This window comes from Streptomyces sp. URMC 126 (assembly GCF_051386555.1).
GTDB lineage: Bacteria > Actinomycetota > Actinomycetes > Streptomycetales > Streptomycetaceae > Streptomyces.
In genome coordinates this window covers 1-16,454 of record NZ_JBPQTX010000151.1, presented here as the reverse complement: position 1 = coordinate 16,454, position 16,454 = coordinate 1, and the positions used below count along the sequence as shown (strand labels likewise).

Here is a 16,454-nt window from a genome sequence, read left to right as displayed (position 1 = left end):
GCCCCCCTCCCCCTCCTCCAGCCCCATGGCGATCCTCTTGAGGGGGTCGCTGGCCCATCGAGGCGCCGCCAGGTCCGCCGCTACGGCGGACCGGGCTCCGATGACGTATCGGTCCCGGGGACGGGGGCTGGTCAGCGCGTGGACGAGGGCGCGGACGAGGGGCTCGGGTCCGGGTTTTCGGGCCGCCTCGCGGAGCGAGCGCTCCAGCCTGCGGTACGCCTCGGCGAACAGTGTGCCGGACGCCGCCGCCCGGCAGGCCAGGTCGTCGGCGGCGCGCTCCCAGATCGGCCCGCCGTAGCCCCGCGCCTCGACGAGCGCGACGCGCACTCCGCCCGGTCCGGCCTCCATACGCAGGGCGTCGTTCCACGCGCCCATGGCGGCCTTGCCCGCGCAGTACCAGCCCATGAGGGGAAGGGTGATGCGGCCGGCGGCCGAGGAGTTGTTGACGACGCGTCCGTCGCCGCGGCGGCGCATCGCGGGGAGGGCCAGCCGGGTCAGCCGGGCGGCGCCGAGCAGGTTGACCTGGAGGAGCCGGTCCACGGTGTCGTCGTCGAAGTCCTCCACCGCTCCGGTGCGGAGGATGCCGGCGTTGTTGACCAGCGCCCAGGGTCCGCCGTCGGTCTCCGCGGCGACCTCGTCGAAGGCGTCGCGGCACGAGCGCGGGTCGGCGGCGTCGAGCAGTACGGTGCGCAGCGTGACGCCGCGCGCGGCCGCCGCGCGGTGCAGTTCCCCGGCCTCCTCGGCGTCGAGGGCCGTGCCGTAGACGCGCAGCCCGCGCCCGGCCAGGCGCAGGGCCGTCTCGCGGCCCACTCCGCTGGTCGCGCCGGTCACCAGCACACTGCGTGGACTCATCACTGCACTCCTCGGGTGGTCGGGGGCGGTGCGGGCGGCAGCCGGTAGCGGGCGCACGCGGCCGGCAACCGGACGCCCGCCAGGCGGAGTTGGCAGACGCGGGCGTGGAAGGCGGCCCCGCGCATCAGGTGGGTGGCCACGGCGGCGGCCGACCGCCGGGCCGGGTCGGCGAGGGCGCTGCCGGCGGTCCAGGCGTTGAACGCGCCCATGGCCGGGCCGCACCAGATCTGCCAGTCCGCGCGGCGGGCGGTCTCGCCGGTGACGGCCCACCGCGACCCCATGGCGAGGTACCAGCGGAAGACGGCCGCCATGCGGTACTTGGGGTCTTCCTCCGCCCTCCGGAGCCGGGCGGGATCGTGCTCGCGGAGGTAGGCGGCCGTGTCGCGCCACACCTCGTCCAACGGCCGCCGCAGCAGGCGCTCTTCCAGGTGGCGCCGCTCGGCGGGCGGGATGTCGGTCAGGGAGGCGTGGTCGTGGTAGAGGCGCAGGAGGCGGGCGGCGCGTCCGGCGAACAGCGTGCCACGGCCGAGGACCTGCACCTGAACGCCCTGTTCGAACAGGTCCGCCGACGGCGCCATGACGCAGTCGGACGGCCCGGCCTCCGCGAGGAGCGCCTTGGCCTCGGCGGAGGTTCCCGCCTCCGCCGTGGCCTGGTTGACGGAGCCGGTGACGACGTAGTCGGCGCCGAGGGCGAAGGCCGCCATCGCGGCCTCCGGCGTCCCGATCCCGCCCGCCGCGCCCACCCGTACGGGCCGCCCGCCGGGGAGTTCGCGGGCGACGCGGTCGCGCAGCCGCAGGACGTCCGGGAGCGCGACGGCCAGGGGACGGCGGTCGGTGTGGCCGCCGGAGTCGGCCTCGACGGTGACGTCGTCGGCCATCGGCACGGTACGGGCGAGGCGCGCCTGTTCGGCGGTGATCGTGCCGGCGGCGAGGAGTTCGCCGACGAGGGGTGCGGGTGCCGGGCGCAGGAACATCCCGGCGGTCTCGGGGCGGGAGACCTTGGCGACGACGCGGTGGGCGGCCCGTACGCCGCCGTCCGGGCCGGTGCCCAGCCCCGTCAGCCGGTAGCGCACCAGGTCGGGGGTGAGCTGGACGAAGGCCGACGCCTCGACGCAGCGCACGCCGTTTCGCAGGCACAGGTCGACGCAGTCGCGTTCCATGGCGGGGGCCATGGGGCTGTGGATGAGGTTGCAGGCGAACGGCAGCCCCCGGGCGCCGAGTTCGCGGCGCAGGCGGTCCAGGGCGGGCGCCAGCCGCGCGGCGGGCAGGCCGGCGGAGCCGAAGGCGGCGAGCCACCCGTCCCGGGCGAGCGCGGCGACGAAGTCCGCCGAGGCGATGCCGCCGGCCATGGCCCCGGCCATGTAGGCGTGGCGCACCCCGTGGTCGCGCCGGAAGCCCGCCGAGCCGAGCGTTTCCGGGGGCAGCGGGCCGGCCGACGCGAGGACTTCGGTGCCGTCGCCGGGCACCGGGAGGCGGTCGGCGGCGCCGACGCGTCCGCCGGCGCGCACGATGTGGCAGGGGCGGTCGGCGGCGGCGAGCAGGGCGTACACCCCGTCGGGGTCGTGGCGTACGGTCACCGGCCCGTCTCCCGTCCGCCGGCCGGCAGCCGTCCGGGGGGCGCGGGGCCGAGGTCGACCGCGATGCCGTCCACCCGGTAGATGCGCAGATCGTCGCGCCAGACCGAGCCGTCGGCGCGCAGGAACACCCGCCCGGCGTCCCGGCGGACCTCGCGGAGGTGGACCTCGGCCCGCACCCTGCGGTGTTCGCGCAGGATCTGCCCCCGGTAGGACCAGCGCACCTCCTCGCCGACCGCGACCTCGGGGACGGGCCGCTCGATGCCGTCCGTGAGGCCGGTGAGGAGGGCGAAGGCGTGCACCGCCTGGTACAGCGTCTGGACGCCCACCGACCCGGGGAGGACGGGGTCGTGGAGGAAGTGGTGGTCGAAGAACCAGTCGTCGGGGTCCACCGGCTTGTCGCACAGGACGTATCCGAGGCCGTGGTCGCCGCCGCGCGGGACGACGACGGTGTCCGCGAGGAGCGCCAGCCGGCCGCGGCCGAGCCGGGTGTCACCGCTCAGGTCCCGGCGGAGGACGCCGTCCGGGGCGGCGGGGTGACGGTCGAGCCAGGGCGGTACGTACCGGCCGTCGTCGAGGCCCTGCTGCTGGGCGAGGAGTCCGGGGGTGAAGTATCCGTGGACGGCGGTGCCCGTCCAGAAGGGCCCGTCGTCGTCGAGCAGTTCGACGTCGTAGCGCTGCAGGATGCCGCCGGGCAGGGGGGTGTGCGAGCGCAGGCTGCCGCGCTGCCGCACGGTCTTCCCTCGCGGGTCGACGCGGCGGAGCAGCCGGGCGGTTCCTTCGAGGTTGCGGCAGGAGAGGTCCTCGTCCGGGTGTTCGACCGAGACCCCGAGCGCTCCACCGAGCAGGCCGCACGCCTGCAACGCGGTCTCCATCAGGGCGAGTTGCGGCATCGTGCCGTTGTGCTCGCGGACGTACCAGGGGTCGGGTGGGACGTCGTAGGCGGTCCCGCCCCCGCTGCCCGTCCGGTACGCGCCCTTCGCCCCCCTCGCCTCCTCCACCCGGGAGACGAGGAGGAAGTCGCCGAGCGGCAGGCGGGGACGGACGCGCGCCGTCGGAAGGCGCTCCCCCGGGGTGCCGAAGAGCCGCGCGGGTTCGCCCTCGGCCATGTGGGCGACGTGCGCTTCGTGAGCGAGGGCCGGGCGTCCGCCGGCCGTCCTCCGGCAGGTGGTGCCCGTCACCCTGTCCATCTCGGCTCCCGGGCCTTCGTGGAGGGCGACGGCCGCTCCGCGCAGCCGGGCCACGACGCGTCCGCCGACGGTGATCCGGCAGTTCCCGGACACGTACGGCCGGGGCACCATGCCGCACCGCGTCACGGCCGCCTCGACCTCGGCCTCGGTGCCGTCGAGCGCGGCGGCGTCCACCACCTCGACGCGGACGGTGCCGCCCGGCCGGGGCACCGCGCGGGCCCCGGGGACGCAGAGGTGGAAGCCCTGGTGGAAGGCGTGGACACGGAGGACCTCCAGGGCGGTGAGGACCGCCCACACCCATACCGCCCCCTCGTCGTCGGGCCCGGGCGGGCGGACCGTGGCCCGCACGACGGCCTGCGGCCACGCACCGGGACGGACGTCGACGGAGGTGACCTCCACCAGCCGCCCCGGCCGGGGCCAGGGCGCGGGAAGCGTTTCCGGCGGCAGTCCCGTCTGGTCGAAACCGGCTCCGAACACCCGGGCCGCGTCCCCCCGGGCCAGCGCGTCGAGGTCGGCCGGGGAGAGGCGGGTCACGCGGGTCCGTGCGAGCGGGCGGGGTTCCTGCGGACAGGCCGGCGGCGCCTCCTCGGGCCACTCCCCCGGCTCCGGGAGCGCGACCGTGGCCACGGGCCTGTCACCGGCCACGACGCGCCGTCGTCCGCTCCCGGACGCCGGGCCGGGCGGGGGCTCCGCCCGGAGCGGCCCCGGCGCGGGCGGCGGAGCGTCGTGCCAGGTGACCGTGGCGCGTACGGGCCCGCGTCCGGCGGGCAGGGCCCGCGCGGCGGCACGCAGGGCCGCTTCGGCGGCGTCGGACGCCGCCGGCTCCACGGCCCGGCCGGCCCGTTCGGCGTCCCCGTCCCGCGCCCTCCCGTCCGGGACGGACGCGGTCCCCGGCCGCGCGGGGAGTCCGGTGGCCCGTCGGAGCTGCCGGGCCGCGATCGCCCGGTGTGCCTCCAGCACGGCGGCGTGGGCCGCCTGGAGGCGTGCGGCGATCCGTTCGTGGACCGGGCCGGTGCGGTCCCGGACGGACCGGTCCGCCGGCACGTCCGGCGCGGGCGCTCCCGCCCCCGCGCCTCGCCCGGCCACGGGCCGGACGCCGACGGGGAGTTCTCCGGGCGGGGCTCCCTCGAAGCCGAGTTCTTCCATGGCTCCTTCCATGACCCCTCCCTCAGCCCGCACGGTGTGCGTTGGCGGCCAGGTAGCCGGCCACCCGCCGGGGCTCGGCCCACAAGGTGCGCACGCCGGTCCACCGCTGGAGCACCCGGCCGTCCGGGGCGCAGGCGGTGACGTCGAAGAAAGCGAAGACGGCGTCGGGTTCCGCGGGCTTCCGGTCCACCCGGACGACGAACGGTTCGCCGTCCGGCAGGGGCGCGAAGAGTTCGAGGCGCTCGACGCCGACGGGCATGGGCCAGTACTGCTGGTCGGGGTCGGTCACCCCCACCAGGCACACCCCTTGCATCAGGAGGTCGGCCAGCGCCGGTGCGTGGAGGCGCCCGGAGAAGCCGCCCTTGCCGAACGGCGGCTCCGTCATCCGCGCGACGAAGGTCGACAGGCCGGTGGCGTCGGGCACTTCGTCGCGCAGACCCCTCAGGGTGGGTCCGTGGAACAGCCGGCCGTTCGCGTAGCCGGGGTGCGGGGCGTCGGACACCGTGAACGGGGGAAGGGCGATCCGCCCGCCGGGCTCCGGTCCCCGGTCGCTCCAGAGGAAGCTTCCCTCGTAGTGGGGTTCCTCCCGCCCGTCGTCGCCGAGCAGGGTGAACTTCGTCCACCTCCGCGGGCCTTGCTCCCCTTCCGGGACCAGGCGCGTGCGGTACGTCCCGGAGTAACCCTCCCCGTCGAAGGCCAGACCCCGGACGATCCGGAAGTCACGGCACTCGACGACCGCGCCCATGCCGCCCAGGGCCCGCTCGACGCTGTTCACCCCCCAGCCGATGGCGGCGGTCATGGGCAGGACCGGGAAGCGGTCGATCCGGTGATCGCGCAGGACGGGCTCGGCGGCCAGGCCGGCGCGGGAGCAGCGCGCGGTCACTCCTTCCTCCGGCAGCCGGTCGACCCGCCGGTACAAGGGGGCGAGCGGCCCGACGACGACGGTCGCCCCCCGCTGGAGAGCGGGTGCGGCCAAGAGCCGGACGAAGTGGCCGCAGCCCTCCTCCCGGGTCAGGACGGGCACCCCCGCCTCCACGTACAGCTCCCGCAGGCGGGCGGCCATGCCGCCGGCCCAGGGCCCCCAGGCCACCGGCAGCACCCGGCAGTCGGGGTGCGCTTCCCGGAAGGCGCGGCCGAAGCGGTTCAGTGCCTCGTTGGCCAGCGCGTAGTCGGTCTGCCGCGCGTTGCCCCAGACGCCGGAGACCGACGTGAAGAGCACCAGGTGCCGCAACCGCCCGGGCTCCAGAGCCCGCAGGACGTGGTGGAGGCCGGCCACCTTGGTGTCCACGACGGCGGCGACCGAGTCCGGTTCCATGCCGGAGAGCGGTTTGTCGCCGAGCACGCCGGCCCCGTGGAGCACGGCGGTGACGCGGGACGCGTACGGCGCCAGGGCCTCGGTCACGGCCGCGCCGTCCCGTACGTCCACGGCCAGGTAGTCGGCGGCGACACCACGTTCCCGGAGCTCCGCGAGGACCGCGCGGATCCGCCCCTCCGGGGTGCCGGCGCCGTCCCGTTCCCCGTCCGCCGGCGCCCCGGCCTCGTCGGCGTCCGCCGTACGGTCCGGTCCGCCGCTGAGCGGAGTGCGCCCGAGCAGCAGGAAGTCGAAGCGCCCGGTCTCGGCCAGCGCAGTGACGCACCAGGCGGTGATGCCCGACGCCCCGCCGGTGACCAGCATCAGGCCGCGCCCGCCGTCGGCGTCCTCCTCGTCGGCGTCCACCGGGACCGCCGCCTCCTCCACGACGGGCGTGCGGCGCCCCGCCGCGTCCCGGCCCACCTCGTGGACGTCCGTGGCCAGGTCCGCGATCTCGGCGATGAAGGCCGCCGCGACGTCCGCGTCGGCCAGGTCCGGGGCGAAGTCCAGCGCGCGGCAGAACAGCGCCGGTTCCTCCAGGGCGACCGTCTTGACCAGCCCCCCGAGCCCGCCCGCGAGGGCGGCCGCCCCGTCGCCGCCGGAACCGGCGTGTCCCAGCGCGCCGTCGAGCCGGGTCACGGTCACCAGCGCGGCGCGCCCGCCCGCCCCGGCCGCCTCCGCGAGGGCGGGGCAGGAGTGCTTCGCCACGAGGACGGCGTGCCGCAGCCGCGCGATCGCCTCCTCCGCGTCCTGCCCGGCGGTACGGCCCACCGGCAGCACACAGAGGCGCAACGCGCCCGTGTCCGCGAGGAGTTCGCCCAGCCGTGCGGCCAGCTCGGGCTCCGACAGGTCCGCCAGCCGCGGGACCGTGGAACCGTCCCCCACATCGGCGGCCGGCTCCGCGCCGGGGAGGAGCAGCGGCGCCACGTCCCAGCCGTCCGCGCGCAGGGCTCCGGCGAGGACGGCGGACAGTCCGGTGCCGTCGTCCAGCACCAGGGCGCGGCGCCCTTCCGGGTAGGCGTCGAGCCGGACGTCCGGGTCCGGCAGGTCCCGGAGGGTGACGACGGCGGTCCCCGACCGGATCTCCCCGAGCGCGCGTTCGCGCAAGGACGGCCCCTGCAGCGCCTCGACGAACCTGTCCGCCAGTTCGCCCACGGTCCGCGCCTCGGCGAGCCGGTAGAGGGTGCCCCGGTCGATCTGCGGGTAGCGGCGCCACACCTCCGCGCCGATCTCGACGCGTTTGAGCGAGTCGATGCCCAGGTCCTCCTGGATGAGCATGTCCGGTTCGATCATGTCGACGTCGTAGCCGGTCCGGTCGGCGGTCACCTCCCTCAGCACCCGCTCGATCTCCACCGGGTCGATCTCGCCGCCGGCGGCGGGCGCCTCGGGCGCCGTTCCCGCTGCTTCGGCGTCCAGGAACGCGGCCAGGGCCGACCGGGCGGCAGCCGGGCCGGACGAGCCGTTCGGCGTTCCGGCGTCCGGCGTCCCGGCGTCCGGCGCGGGCGTGCCCTCGTCCGCCTCCGCCTCGTGCACGGACCACGCCGTCCCGTCGTCCCGGAGCTCCGTCGCCGGCCGCACGTCGAGGTCCGTCCCCGGCCCGTCACCGGCCGCGCCCAGCATCCGGGCGACGACCTCTCCGGCCCGGGTGTGCGCGTCGCCGACGGCGAGGCTGTGTTCGGTGACGGCGGTGACCGCCTCGACCAGCGAGGGGTCCACGCGGCCGTCCTCGGCGCGGCGCCGCAGCAGGCCGGTGAGTTCGCGGGCGATGTGCAACTGGACGTCCAGGTAGGCGGTGTGGGCGGTGAGGTGCCGGGCCGCCGCGGCGGCCAGCGCGTCGTCCTCCGGGACCGGCATCCGGGCCGGGGTGGCCGGGGGCGCCTGGATTTCCCTTGCCCTTGCCCTTTCCCTTTCCCGATCCCGTTCCCGGCGTTCGGCGTCCGCGAGGGCCGCCGCCTCGGCGACGGCCGCGTCGTACGCCGGGCGGCGGGCCACGACCGCGAAGTGCGGGCCCTCCAGCCTCCGGGCGGCCTTCGAGGGCGCGGGACGCGCGGGGGGCGGCGGCGCGTCGTGACGGTCGAGGCCGGCCAGCGGGTACCCCAGGACGGCGAGCCGCAGCGCCGCGCGCTTCAGGGCCGCGTAACCGTCCTGCCCGGGGCCGGTGTCGCAGGGGACGGCCGCCACCGCCCGTTCCCCGAGCTGCCGTTCGACGAGCCGGGTGAGCGTGTTCCGGGGCCCGCATTCCACGAACACCCGCACGCCGTCGGCGTACATCTCCTCGACGCGGGCCGCGAAGTCCACGGGCCGGAGCAGTTGTCCCGCCAGGAGGTCGCGGTTGGCGTCCGGGTCCTCCCCGTACGCGGCGCCGGGGGTGCAGGAGTGCACCGGCACGGCCGGTACGCCGAACTCCCGTTTCGCGCACGCCTCCGCGAACGGCTCCGCCGCGTACTCCACGCAGGCCGTGTGGAAGGCGGCGTCGACGGCCAGCCCCTGCGCGGGGACGCCCCGGGAGACGGCGGCCCGGACGAACGCCGTGACCGTGTCCGTGGGGCCGCCGACGACGTACTCGTCCGGGGCGTTGCGGTTGCAGATCACCAGGCCGGGGCGGCCGGCCAGCAGCGCCCGCACGATGTCCTCGGGCGCCCGGACGGCGGCCATGGTGCCGGCGTCCCGCCCGGCGGGCGGCCGCAGGGCGGCGCCCCGGGCGTGGGCGAGCCCGGTGAAGGCCTCGTCGTCGAGGACCCCCGCGGCCCAGAGGGCGGTCAGCTCGCCGAAGCTGTGACCGAGCACCGCGGCGACGGGGAGGCCCAGGTCGCGCAGGTACGCGAAGTGCCCGCGGGACAGCGCCCCGATGGCCGGCTGGGCGTGCGTGGTGCGGCGCAGCCGCAGGGCGTCCCCCTCCGGCCCGCCCTTGGTCCCGGCGGGCGGGAAGACCGTCCGGACGAGGCCGTCCGCCGCCGGGAACAGCCCGTCGGCGGCCTCGAAGGCGGCCCGGACGGCGGGGACGGTCAGGGCGGCGTCCCGGCCCATGCCGACGTACTGGCTCCCCTGCCCGGAGAAGAGGACGCCGATCCCGGGGAGGGGGTCGAGGGAGCGGTGGCGGTAGTGGATGCCCCGGCCGTGGTCCCAGCGCTCGTGGGAGGCGTTGACGCGCAGTTGCTCGACCGCCAGGGTACGGAGTTCGGCGTGCTCGGCGTCGTCGCGGGCCACGAAGCCGACCCGGGCGTGCCCGGCGGGCACCGGGCCTTCGTCGGGCGGCTCGTCCTCCTCCAGGCGGTGGCGCAGCCGCTCGGCGGTCTCCGCGTGCCAGAGACGGGCGCGCGGCGTCCGGTGGCCGGCGCGCACGGGGTCTCCGTCCTCGGGGGCCTCCTCCAGGACGGCGTGGTAGTTGACGCCGCCGAACCCGAAGGCCGAGACCCCGGCGCGGCGCACCGGGCGGGGCGCCTCCCGGGTCCACGGGCGGGCCTCGGTGTTCACGTACAGCGGTGCGGCGTCGTCCGTCAGCCGGTCCTGCGGCTCGGTCACGTTGACGGTGGGCGGCAGGACCCGGTGGTGCAGGGCGAGCGCGGCCTTGATCAGGCCGGCCGCTCCGGCCGCCGCCTTGGTGTGCCCGATCTGCGATTTGACGCTGCCGACGGCGGTCGGGCCGGCCGGGCCGCCGTCGCGCAGCAGGGTGTCGAGGGCCTCCAGCTCGACCGCGTCCCCCGTCGGGGTGCCGGTGCCGTGGGCCTCGACGAGGCCGACGGATCCCGGCGCGCACTCCGCGTCCTCGTAGGCCCGCCGCAGTGCCGTCAACTGGCCCTCCCCGCAGGGGGCGTAGATGCTCCGCCCGGCTCCGTCGCTGGACCCGCCCAGCCCGCGGAGGACCGCGTACACCCGGTCGCCGTCGCGTCGGGCGTCGGCCAGCCGTTTGAGCGCCAGCATGCCGATGCCCTCGCCGACCAGGGTGCCGTCCGCCGCCTTGTCGAACGGCCGCACGCGCCCGGTCGGGGACAGCGCCGGGGTCTTGGTGAAGCACAGGTAGGACACGATCGAGTTGTCAGCGTCGCAGCCGCCGGTGAGCATCATGTCGGCGCGGCGGGCGAGGAGTTCGTCGACGGCGCACCGGACGGCGGCGAGCGAGCTGGCGCACGCGGCGTCGACGGTGTGGTTGGCCGCGCCCAGGTCGAACCGGTTGGCGATGCGTCCGGAGACGACGTTGCCCAGGACGCCGGGGAAGGAGTCCTCGGTCCACGGCGGCAGCCCGGCCAGCCGGGCCCGTACGACGCGGTCGGCCGTCTCCTCCGGGACGCCGCAGTCCACCATGGTCCGCCGCATCTCGTGCGCGGCCAGCCGGCTGACCAGCGGCAGCAGGGTCGAGTTGGTGCCGCAGACGCCGAGCACGACGCCGGTGCGGGCGGGGTCGTACCAGCCGGTCCTACCGAGGGCCGCGTCGTCGAGGACGTCACCGGCCGCGCGCAGGGCCAGCAGTTGGACGAGGCCGGTGGAGTCCAGGGTCCGGGGCGGCAGGCCGCATTGCAGGGGGTCGACCGTCACGGGCGTGAGGAAGCCGCCGCGCCGGCAGTACGTCCGGTCCTCGGCGAACGGGTCGGGGTCGTGGTGGACGTCGGGGTCCCACCACTGTTCCGGGACGTCCTCCGTGCAGTCGCGCCCCCGCACGACGTTGTCCCAGAATTCCGCCAGGTCCCGCGCCCTCGGGAACATGCCGGCCAGCCCCACGATCGCGACGGGGTCACGGGCGAGGCGGCGGTCGGCTACGGGTGAGGGTTCGCGGGTGGACGGCACGGGTGCCCCTTTCGCATCGTCGGTTTCTGTGCGGCGTTCCGTGCCGCGCGCGGCCGTACGGCGCCGGCCGGGCGCGGAGGCGCCGTTTCCGGTATGAGGGACGACCGGGACCGGCCGCCGTGGGTACGCGGCAACGGCCCGGTGGGCAGGGAGCGGCTGTCCGGTCCGGGTGCCGCGGGAACCGTCGGGTGACGGTGCCGCGCGGTCGCCGGACTCGTTCGCCTTGTGAGGGTGCCCCGGCACCCGTTCCCGAATCCCGCTCCCGACAAAGAGCCATTAATAGGACAGGCACATGATGAGGCGGCCGGAGGGCGGTCCTGCTGTGCGCCCTACGCTTCCGTCCGGCGGGTGGTCAGCCTGAAGTCCGCCGGGTCGAACCGGCGCGTCCGGCGGGCGTATTCGCCCATGCAGCCCGGCCAGTTGGTGACGAAGCGGCCGTTCCGGTCGCGGTACCAGGAGGCGCACCCGCCCCAGGCGGTACCGGTGAAGCGCTCCTGGAGGGCGCGGTTCGCGGCCGCCTCCACCTCGGCCCGCACGTCCAGGGCCGCGCCGCCGCGGTCGCGGAGGTACTCCAGGGCCTGTCGGATCCAGCGGGCCTGCGCCTCCAGGAAGTGGACGACCGAGCCGCCGGACGTGTTCGTGTTGGGCCCGTACATCAGGAACATCGAAGGGAATCCCGGCACCATGATGCCCAGATGGGCGTGCGCGCCCCCGGCCCACGCGACGCGCAGGGGCAGCCCTCCGGCGCCGGTGACGTCCATGGGGGCGAGGAAGTCCGTCGCCGTGAAACCGGTGGCGTAGACGACGCAGTCCGCGGGATGCGTGCGCCCGTCCGACGTCTGCGGCCCCCGGGCGGTCATGCGCACGATCGGTGCGGTGACCAGTTCCACGTTCGGCCGCGCGAGCGTGGGCAGGTACGAGGAGCTGAACAGGACGCGCTTGCAGCCGAACGGGTAGGCGGGCCACGCCCGTCGGCGGAGGCGCGGATCGGGCAACTGGTACCGCATGAACGCCGCGGAGGCGGCGGAGGCCGCGCGTCCGGCCGTCGCGGGGTGCCGGATGGCCAGGGTCAGCGCCTCCGCTCCGTGGAAGATCAGGGAACGCCAGGCCGCGCGTGCCGCCGGCACCTCCCGGAACAGCGTGCGCAGGGCGGCGGGGCACGGGCGGTCGCGGCGCGGCAGGAACCAGTTCCCGGTGCGCTGGAAGACGGTGAGGCGCTCCGCCGCCGGCGCGAGCTCCGGCACGAACTGTGCCGCGCTGGCTCCGGTCCCGACGACGGCCACCCGCCTGCCCTGGGGACGGAAGCCGTGGTCCCAGCGGGCGGAGTGGAAGCTGTTCCCCCGGAACGCCGACATCCCGTCGAACTCCGGCAGCGCCGGCCTGTCGAGCTGCCCGGTGGCCAAGACCAGCGCGTCCGCCCGCCACCGGGACGTCCGCCCGTCCCCGGACCGCGCGCACACCGTCCAACGGAGGGTGGCGTCGTCCCACCGGCACGCGGTGACGGTGGTGCCGGTGACGATGTGGCGGGAGACGCCGAAGTCCCGTGCGACGCGCAGGAGGTAGTCGAGGATGTCCGGCTGCGCGGCGAACCAGCGGGGCCAGGGGTACTCCTGCGCGTACGAGTACGAGTAGAGGTGGCTCGGCACGTCGCAGGCCGCTCCCGGGTAGTCGTTGTGGTGCCAGGTGCCGCCCGGTCGGCGGGCGGCCTCCAGCAGGACGAAGTCCCGGAACCCGTGCCGGCGCAGTTCCACGGCCGCCCCGATGCCGCCGAATCCCGCTCCCACGATGACGATCCTCATCCGCCCACCCCCTGGCCGCTGACGGCACGTACCGTCTCCGTTCTGCCCACCGGACGTACCCGTCCGGCCGCCGCTCCCGCCCCTGCCCCAAGGCCACCCATGTGGGTGAGGCCGTCCCGAGGGTGAGCGGACCGGTGCCGGGCATACATGAGCTGCCGCCCGGAGCGGAACGGGAAGCGGGCCGCCACGCGGCGCGGAAAGGCGGGGCACGTGCTCCCTCTCGACCGCGGCCGGCTGCTGCTCTCCGTCGCGACCGGCCTCCTGGCGGAGGAGGTCCGGGCGGGCGCCGCCCGGCTGAGACCCCCACCGTACGCGGAAGATGAGGACGACGGCCCCGCGCGGCAGCGGGCCGTCCGGCTGCGCCGCGCCCTGGAGCGGCTCGGGCCGCTGTACATCAAGCTCGGGCAGGTCCTCGCCACCCGGCAGGACATCCTCTCCGAGGTGACGGCGGCGGAGCTGGAGGGCCTCCACGACCGGGCCGACCCGCTGCCGTTCGCCCGCCTGGTGCCCGTCCTGGAGGCCGAGTTGGGGCCGTCGTGGCGGGACCGGTTCGCCGCGTTCGACACCGACGAGCCGCTCGGCTCCGCCTCCCTGGCCCAGGTCTACGGGGCGCGGCTCGCCCACGGCACGCCCGTGGTCGTCAAGATCCAGCGCCCGGGCGTCAGGGCGCTGATGAGGGCCGACATGCGCCTGCTCTCGACGGCCGCCCGGCTGCTGGCGCGGCGCACCCCCGTCCTCAGCGCCACGCTGGACTTCGAGGCGATGCTGCACGTCGTCTTCGACGCCATGCGGCACGAGCTCGACTTCACGCTGGAGGCCGCCAACATGGAGGCGGCCCGCGCGGCCGTGGCGCCCTTCGAGTACCTGGAGGTGCCCGAAGTCCTGCACGCCACCCGCCGGGTGCTGATCCAGAGCCGGGCCCCGGGGGTGTGCGTCCGGGAGGCCGATCCCGAGTCCTTCGAAGCGGCCGAGCGCGAACGCATCGGCGCCGACCTGCTGACGTTCATGTGCCGGCAGTACCTGATCGACCGCCGCTTCCACGCTGACCCGCACCCGGGCAACGTCTTCGTCGTCCCGGGCGGCCCGGCCACCCTCATCGACTGGGGCATGGTGGGCCGCATCGACCGCCACCTCGGGCTGACCCTCACCCTGACCCTGCTCGGCCTCGCCGGGAACGACGCCCGGATCGTGGCCCGGAACTGGCCCGAGATGGGCCGGCCCCTGCCCTGGGCGGACCTGTCCGGCTTCCACCAGGACATGGCCGTCATGGTCCCCGCGCTGCACGCGGTGTCGCTGGAGCGGATGCGGTTCGGCGCGTCCCTGGCCGCCCTGCTCCGGCACTCCACCAAGCGCGGCATCCAGACCAATCCCATGATCGCGCTGCTGAGCAAGTCGTTCGCCAACGCCGAGGGTTCCGTCCGCTGCCTGGCCCCCCACCTGTCCGTGACCGAGATCCTCACCCGGCACACCCATCACGTCGTCCGCCACTACGCCCGCGAGTCGCTGTCCCGGGAGCGCCTCGGCTACACGGCCCTCCAGGCGCTCGCCGCCTGGGAGAACTCCCTCGGTGACGCCCGTACCTTCACCCAGGCCCTGTCGGGCGGCGAACTCACCCTCCAGCACGTGATCGTCCAGCGCCGCTTCTCCCTCGCCGAGCACCGGGAGGACGTGCGCCGCCGTAGGCTGCTGCGGGGCGCCGCGGCGCTCGCCGCCGTGCTGTGGTGGCGCGGCCGGTCCTGAGCCGCCCGCCGGCGGGCCCCTTCGCCGCGCGCGATCAAGGCTTTACCTCGACAAAGGTCGAGGTTCTACGGTTCCTCCCATGAGTATGGAAACCACCGCCTGGACACAGCTGCACGGCCTGATGAACGCGCGGCACAACCGGCGCCCCTTCGCCCGTGCCACCCTGCGCCGCATCGGCGCCTTCGCCCGCCCGCACCGCCGCCACATCATCCGGTTCGTGCTGCTCAGCGTCGCGGGCGCGCTGCTCGCCGTGGCCACGCCGGTGCTCGCCGGCCGGGTCGTCGACGCGATCGTGCACGGCGACGACCCGGGGACGGTGATCCGGCTCGCGCTGCTGATCGCCGCCATCGCGCTGGGCGAGGCCGCGCTCGGCCTGCTCAACCGCTGGCTGTCCGCCACCCTCGGCGAGGGACTGATCCTGGACCTGCGGACGGCGGTCTTCGACCACGTCCAGCGGATGCCGGTGGCCTTCTTCACCCGCACCCGCACCGGCGCGCTCGTCAGCCGGCTGAACAACGACGTGATCGGCGCGCAGCGGGCGTTCAGCAACTCGCTGTCGGGCGTCGTCGGCAACCTGGTGACGCTGCTGCTCACCCTCGCCGTCATGCTGACTCTGTCCTGGCGGATCACCCTGCTCGCCCTCGTCCTGCTGCCGGTGTTCGTGGTGCCCGCGCGCCGGGTGGGCGCCCGGATGGCGCGGCTCCAGCGGGAGGCCGCCGACCTCAACGCCGCGATGGGAACGCGGATGACGGAGCGGTTCTCGGCCCCGGGCGCCACGCTGGTGAAGCTGTTCGGGCGGCCGGACGACGAGTCGGCGGAGTTCGCCGCCCGGGCGCGCCGGGTGCGGGACATCGGGGTGCGGACCGCGATGGCCCAGTCGGCGTTCATCACGGCGCTCACGCTGGTCTCGGCCCTCGCCCTGGCCCTGGTGTACGGCCTGGGCGGCTGGTTCGCGCTGCGCGGCTCCCTCGAACCGGGTGCCGTCGTCTCCCTCGCCCTGCTGCTCACCCGGCTGTACGCGCCGCTGACCGCGCTGGCCGGCGCCCGCGTCGAGATCATGAGCGCCCTCGTCTCCTTCGAGCGGGTTTTCGAGGTGCTGGACCTCAAGCCGCTGATCCGGGAGCGGCCGGACGCCCGGCCGGTGCCGGACGGGCCGGTGTCGGTGGAGTTCGAGGACGTCCGCTTCGGCTACCCGTCGGCCGACAAGGTCTCGCTGGCCTCCCTGGAGGAGGTCGCCGCCCTCGACACACGCGGCGGCACCGAGGTGCTGCACGGCGTCTCGTTCCGCGCCGAGCCCGGGCAGACGATCGCCCTCGTCGGCTCGTCGGGCGCCGGCAAGTCCACCATCGCGCAGTTGCTGCCCCGGCTGTACGACGTGGACGCGGGCGCCGTGCGCGTCGGCGGCGTCGACGTCCGCGACCTGACGGCCGCGTCGCTGCGGGCCACGCTCGGCATGGTCACCCAGGACGGCCACCTCTTCCACGACACCGTCCGCGCCAACCTCGCCCTCGCCCGCCCCGGCGCGACGGACGACGAGCTGTGGGACGCGCTGCGGCGGGCCCGCCTCGACGACCTGGTGCGCGCGCTGCCGGACGGGCTGGACACGGTCGTCGGCGAGCGCGGCTACCGGCTCTCCGGCGGCGAGCGGCAGCGGATGACCATCGCCCGGCTGCTGCTGGCCCGCCAGCGCGTCGTCATCCTGGACGAGGCCACCGCCCACCTCGACAACACCTCCGAGGCCGCCGTGCAGGAAGCCCTGGCGGAGGCGCTGGAGGGCCGTACGGCGGTGGTGATCGCCCACCGGCTGTCGACCGTCCGGGCGGCCGACCGGATCCTCGTCGTGGAAGGCGGCCGCGTCCTCGAACAGGGCACGCACGAGGAACTCCTCACGCTGGGCGGACGCTACGCCGAGCTCTACCGCACGCAGTTCGCGGACGACGGGAGCGCCGCGGGCCCCGACCGGACACTGCCCGCGGCGGAGGCCGCGGCGCCGTGACGGGGGGCGGGGGGCGTGACGGGG

The 16,454-nt window shown here is 75.9% G+C and carries 7 protein-coding genes; 2 read left to right on the top strand and 5 right to left on the bottom strand.

Annotation, left to right across the window (positions count from 1 at the left end; translation table 11 throughout):
• The 5 genes from ACSNOK_RS19130 to ACSNOK_RS19110 all read right to left on the bottom strand — a co-directional run.
• On the bottom strand, positions 1 to 852 hold an 852-nt coding region (locus ACSNOK_RS19130), incomplete at its 3' end, for an SDR family NAD(P)-dependent oxidoreductase (RefSeq protein WP_436781931.1).
• Positions 852 to 2,429 (bottom strand): PfaD family polyunsaturated fatty acid/polyketide biosynthesis protein, encoded by a 1,578-nt coding sequence (locus tag ACSNOK_RS19125; protein ID WP_436781930.1) that lies wholly within the window; start codon positions 2,427 to 2,429, stop codon positions 852 to 854. The genes ACSNOK_RS19130 and ACSNOK_RS19125, both read right to left, overlap by 1 nt.
• Positions 2,426 to 4,774, bottom strand: a complete 2,349-nt coding sequence (locus tag ACSNOK_RS19120; protein ID WP_436781929.1) for a 3-hydroxyacyl-ACP dehydratase — start codon at positions 4,772 to 4,774, stop codon at positions 2,426 to 2,428. The genes ACSNOK_RS19125 and ACSNOK_RS19120 overlap by 4 nt, the downstream gene beginning before the upstream one ends.
• 10 nt (positions 4,775 to 4,784) lie before the next feature.
• On the bottom strand, positions 4,785 to 10,895 hold the full coding sequence (locus tag ACSNOK_RS19115; RefSeq protein WP_436781928.1) for an SDR family NAD(P)-dependent oxidoreductase: 6,111 nt from the start codon (positions 10,893 to 10,895) through the stop codon (positions 4,785 to 4,787).
• Positions 10,896 to 11,224: 329 nt separating this feature from the next.
• Positions 11,225 to 12,694 (bottom strand): flavin-containing monooxygenase, encoded by a 1,470-nt coding sequence (locus ACSNOK_RS19110; protein ID WP_436781927.1) that lies wholly within the window; start codon positions 12,692 to 12,694, stop codon positions 11,225 to 11,227.
• 210 nt (positions 12,695 to 12,904) lie between these two features.
• On the opposite strand from ACSNOK_RS19110, the gene ACSNOK_RS19105 reads away from it, so the two are divergent.
• Positions 12,905 to 14,434 (top strand): ABC1 kinase family protein, encoded by a 1,530-nt coding sequence (locus tag ACSNOK_RS19105; protein WP_436781926.1) that lies wholly within the window; start codon positions 12,905 to 12,907, stop codon positions 14,432 to 14,434.
• 85 nt (positions 14,435 to 14,519) lie between these two features.
• Positions 14,520 to 16,430, top strand: a complete 1,911-nt coding sequence (locus tag ACSNOK_RS19100) for an ABC transporter ATP-binding protein (RefSeq protein ID WP_436781932.1) — start codon at positions 14,520 to 14,522, stop codon at positions 16,428 to 16,430.
• Positions 16,431 to 16,454: the final 24 nt, after the last annotated feature.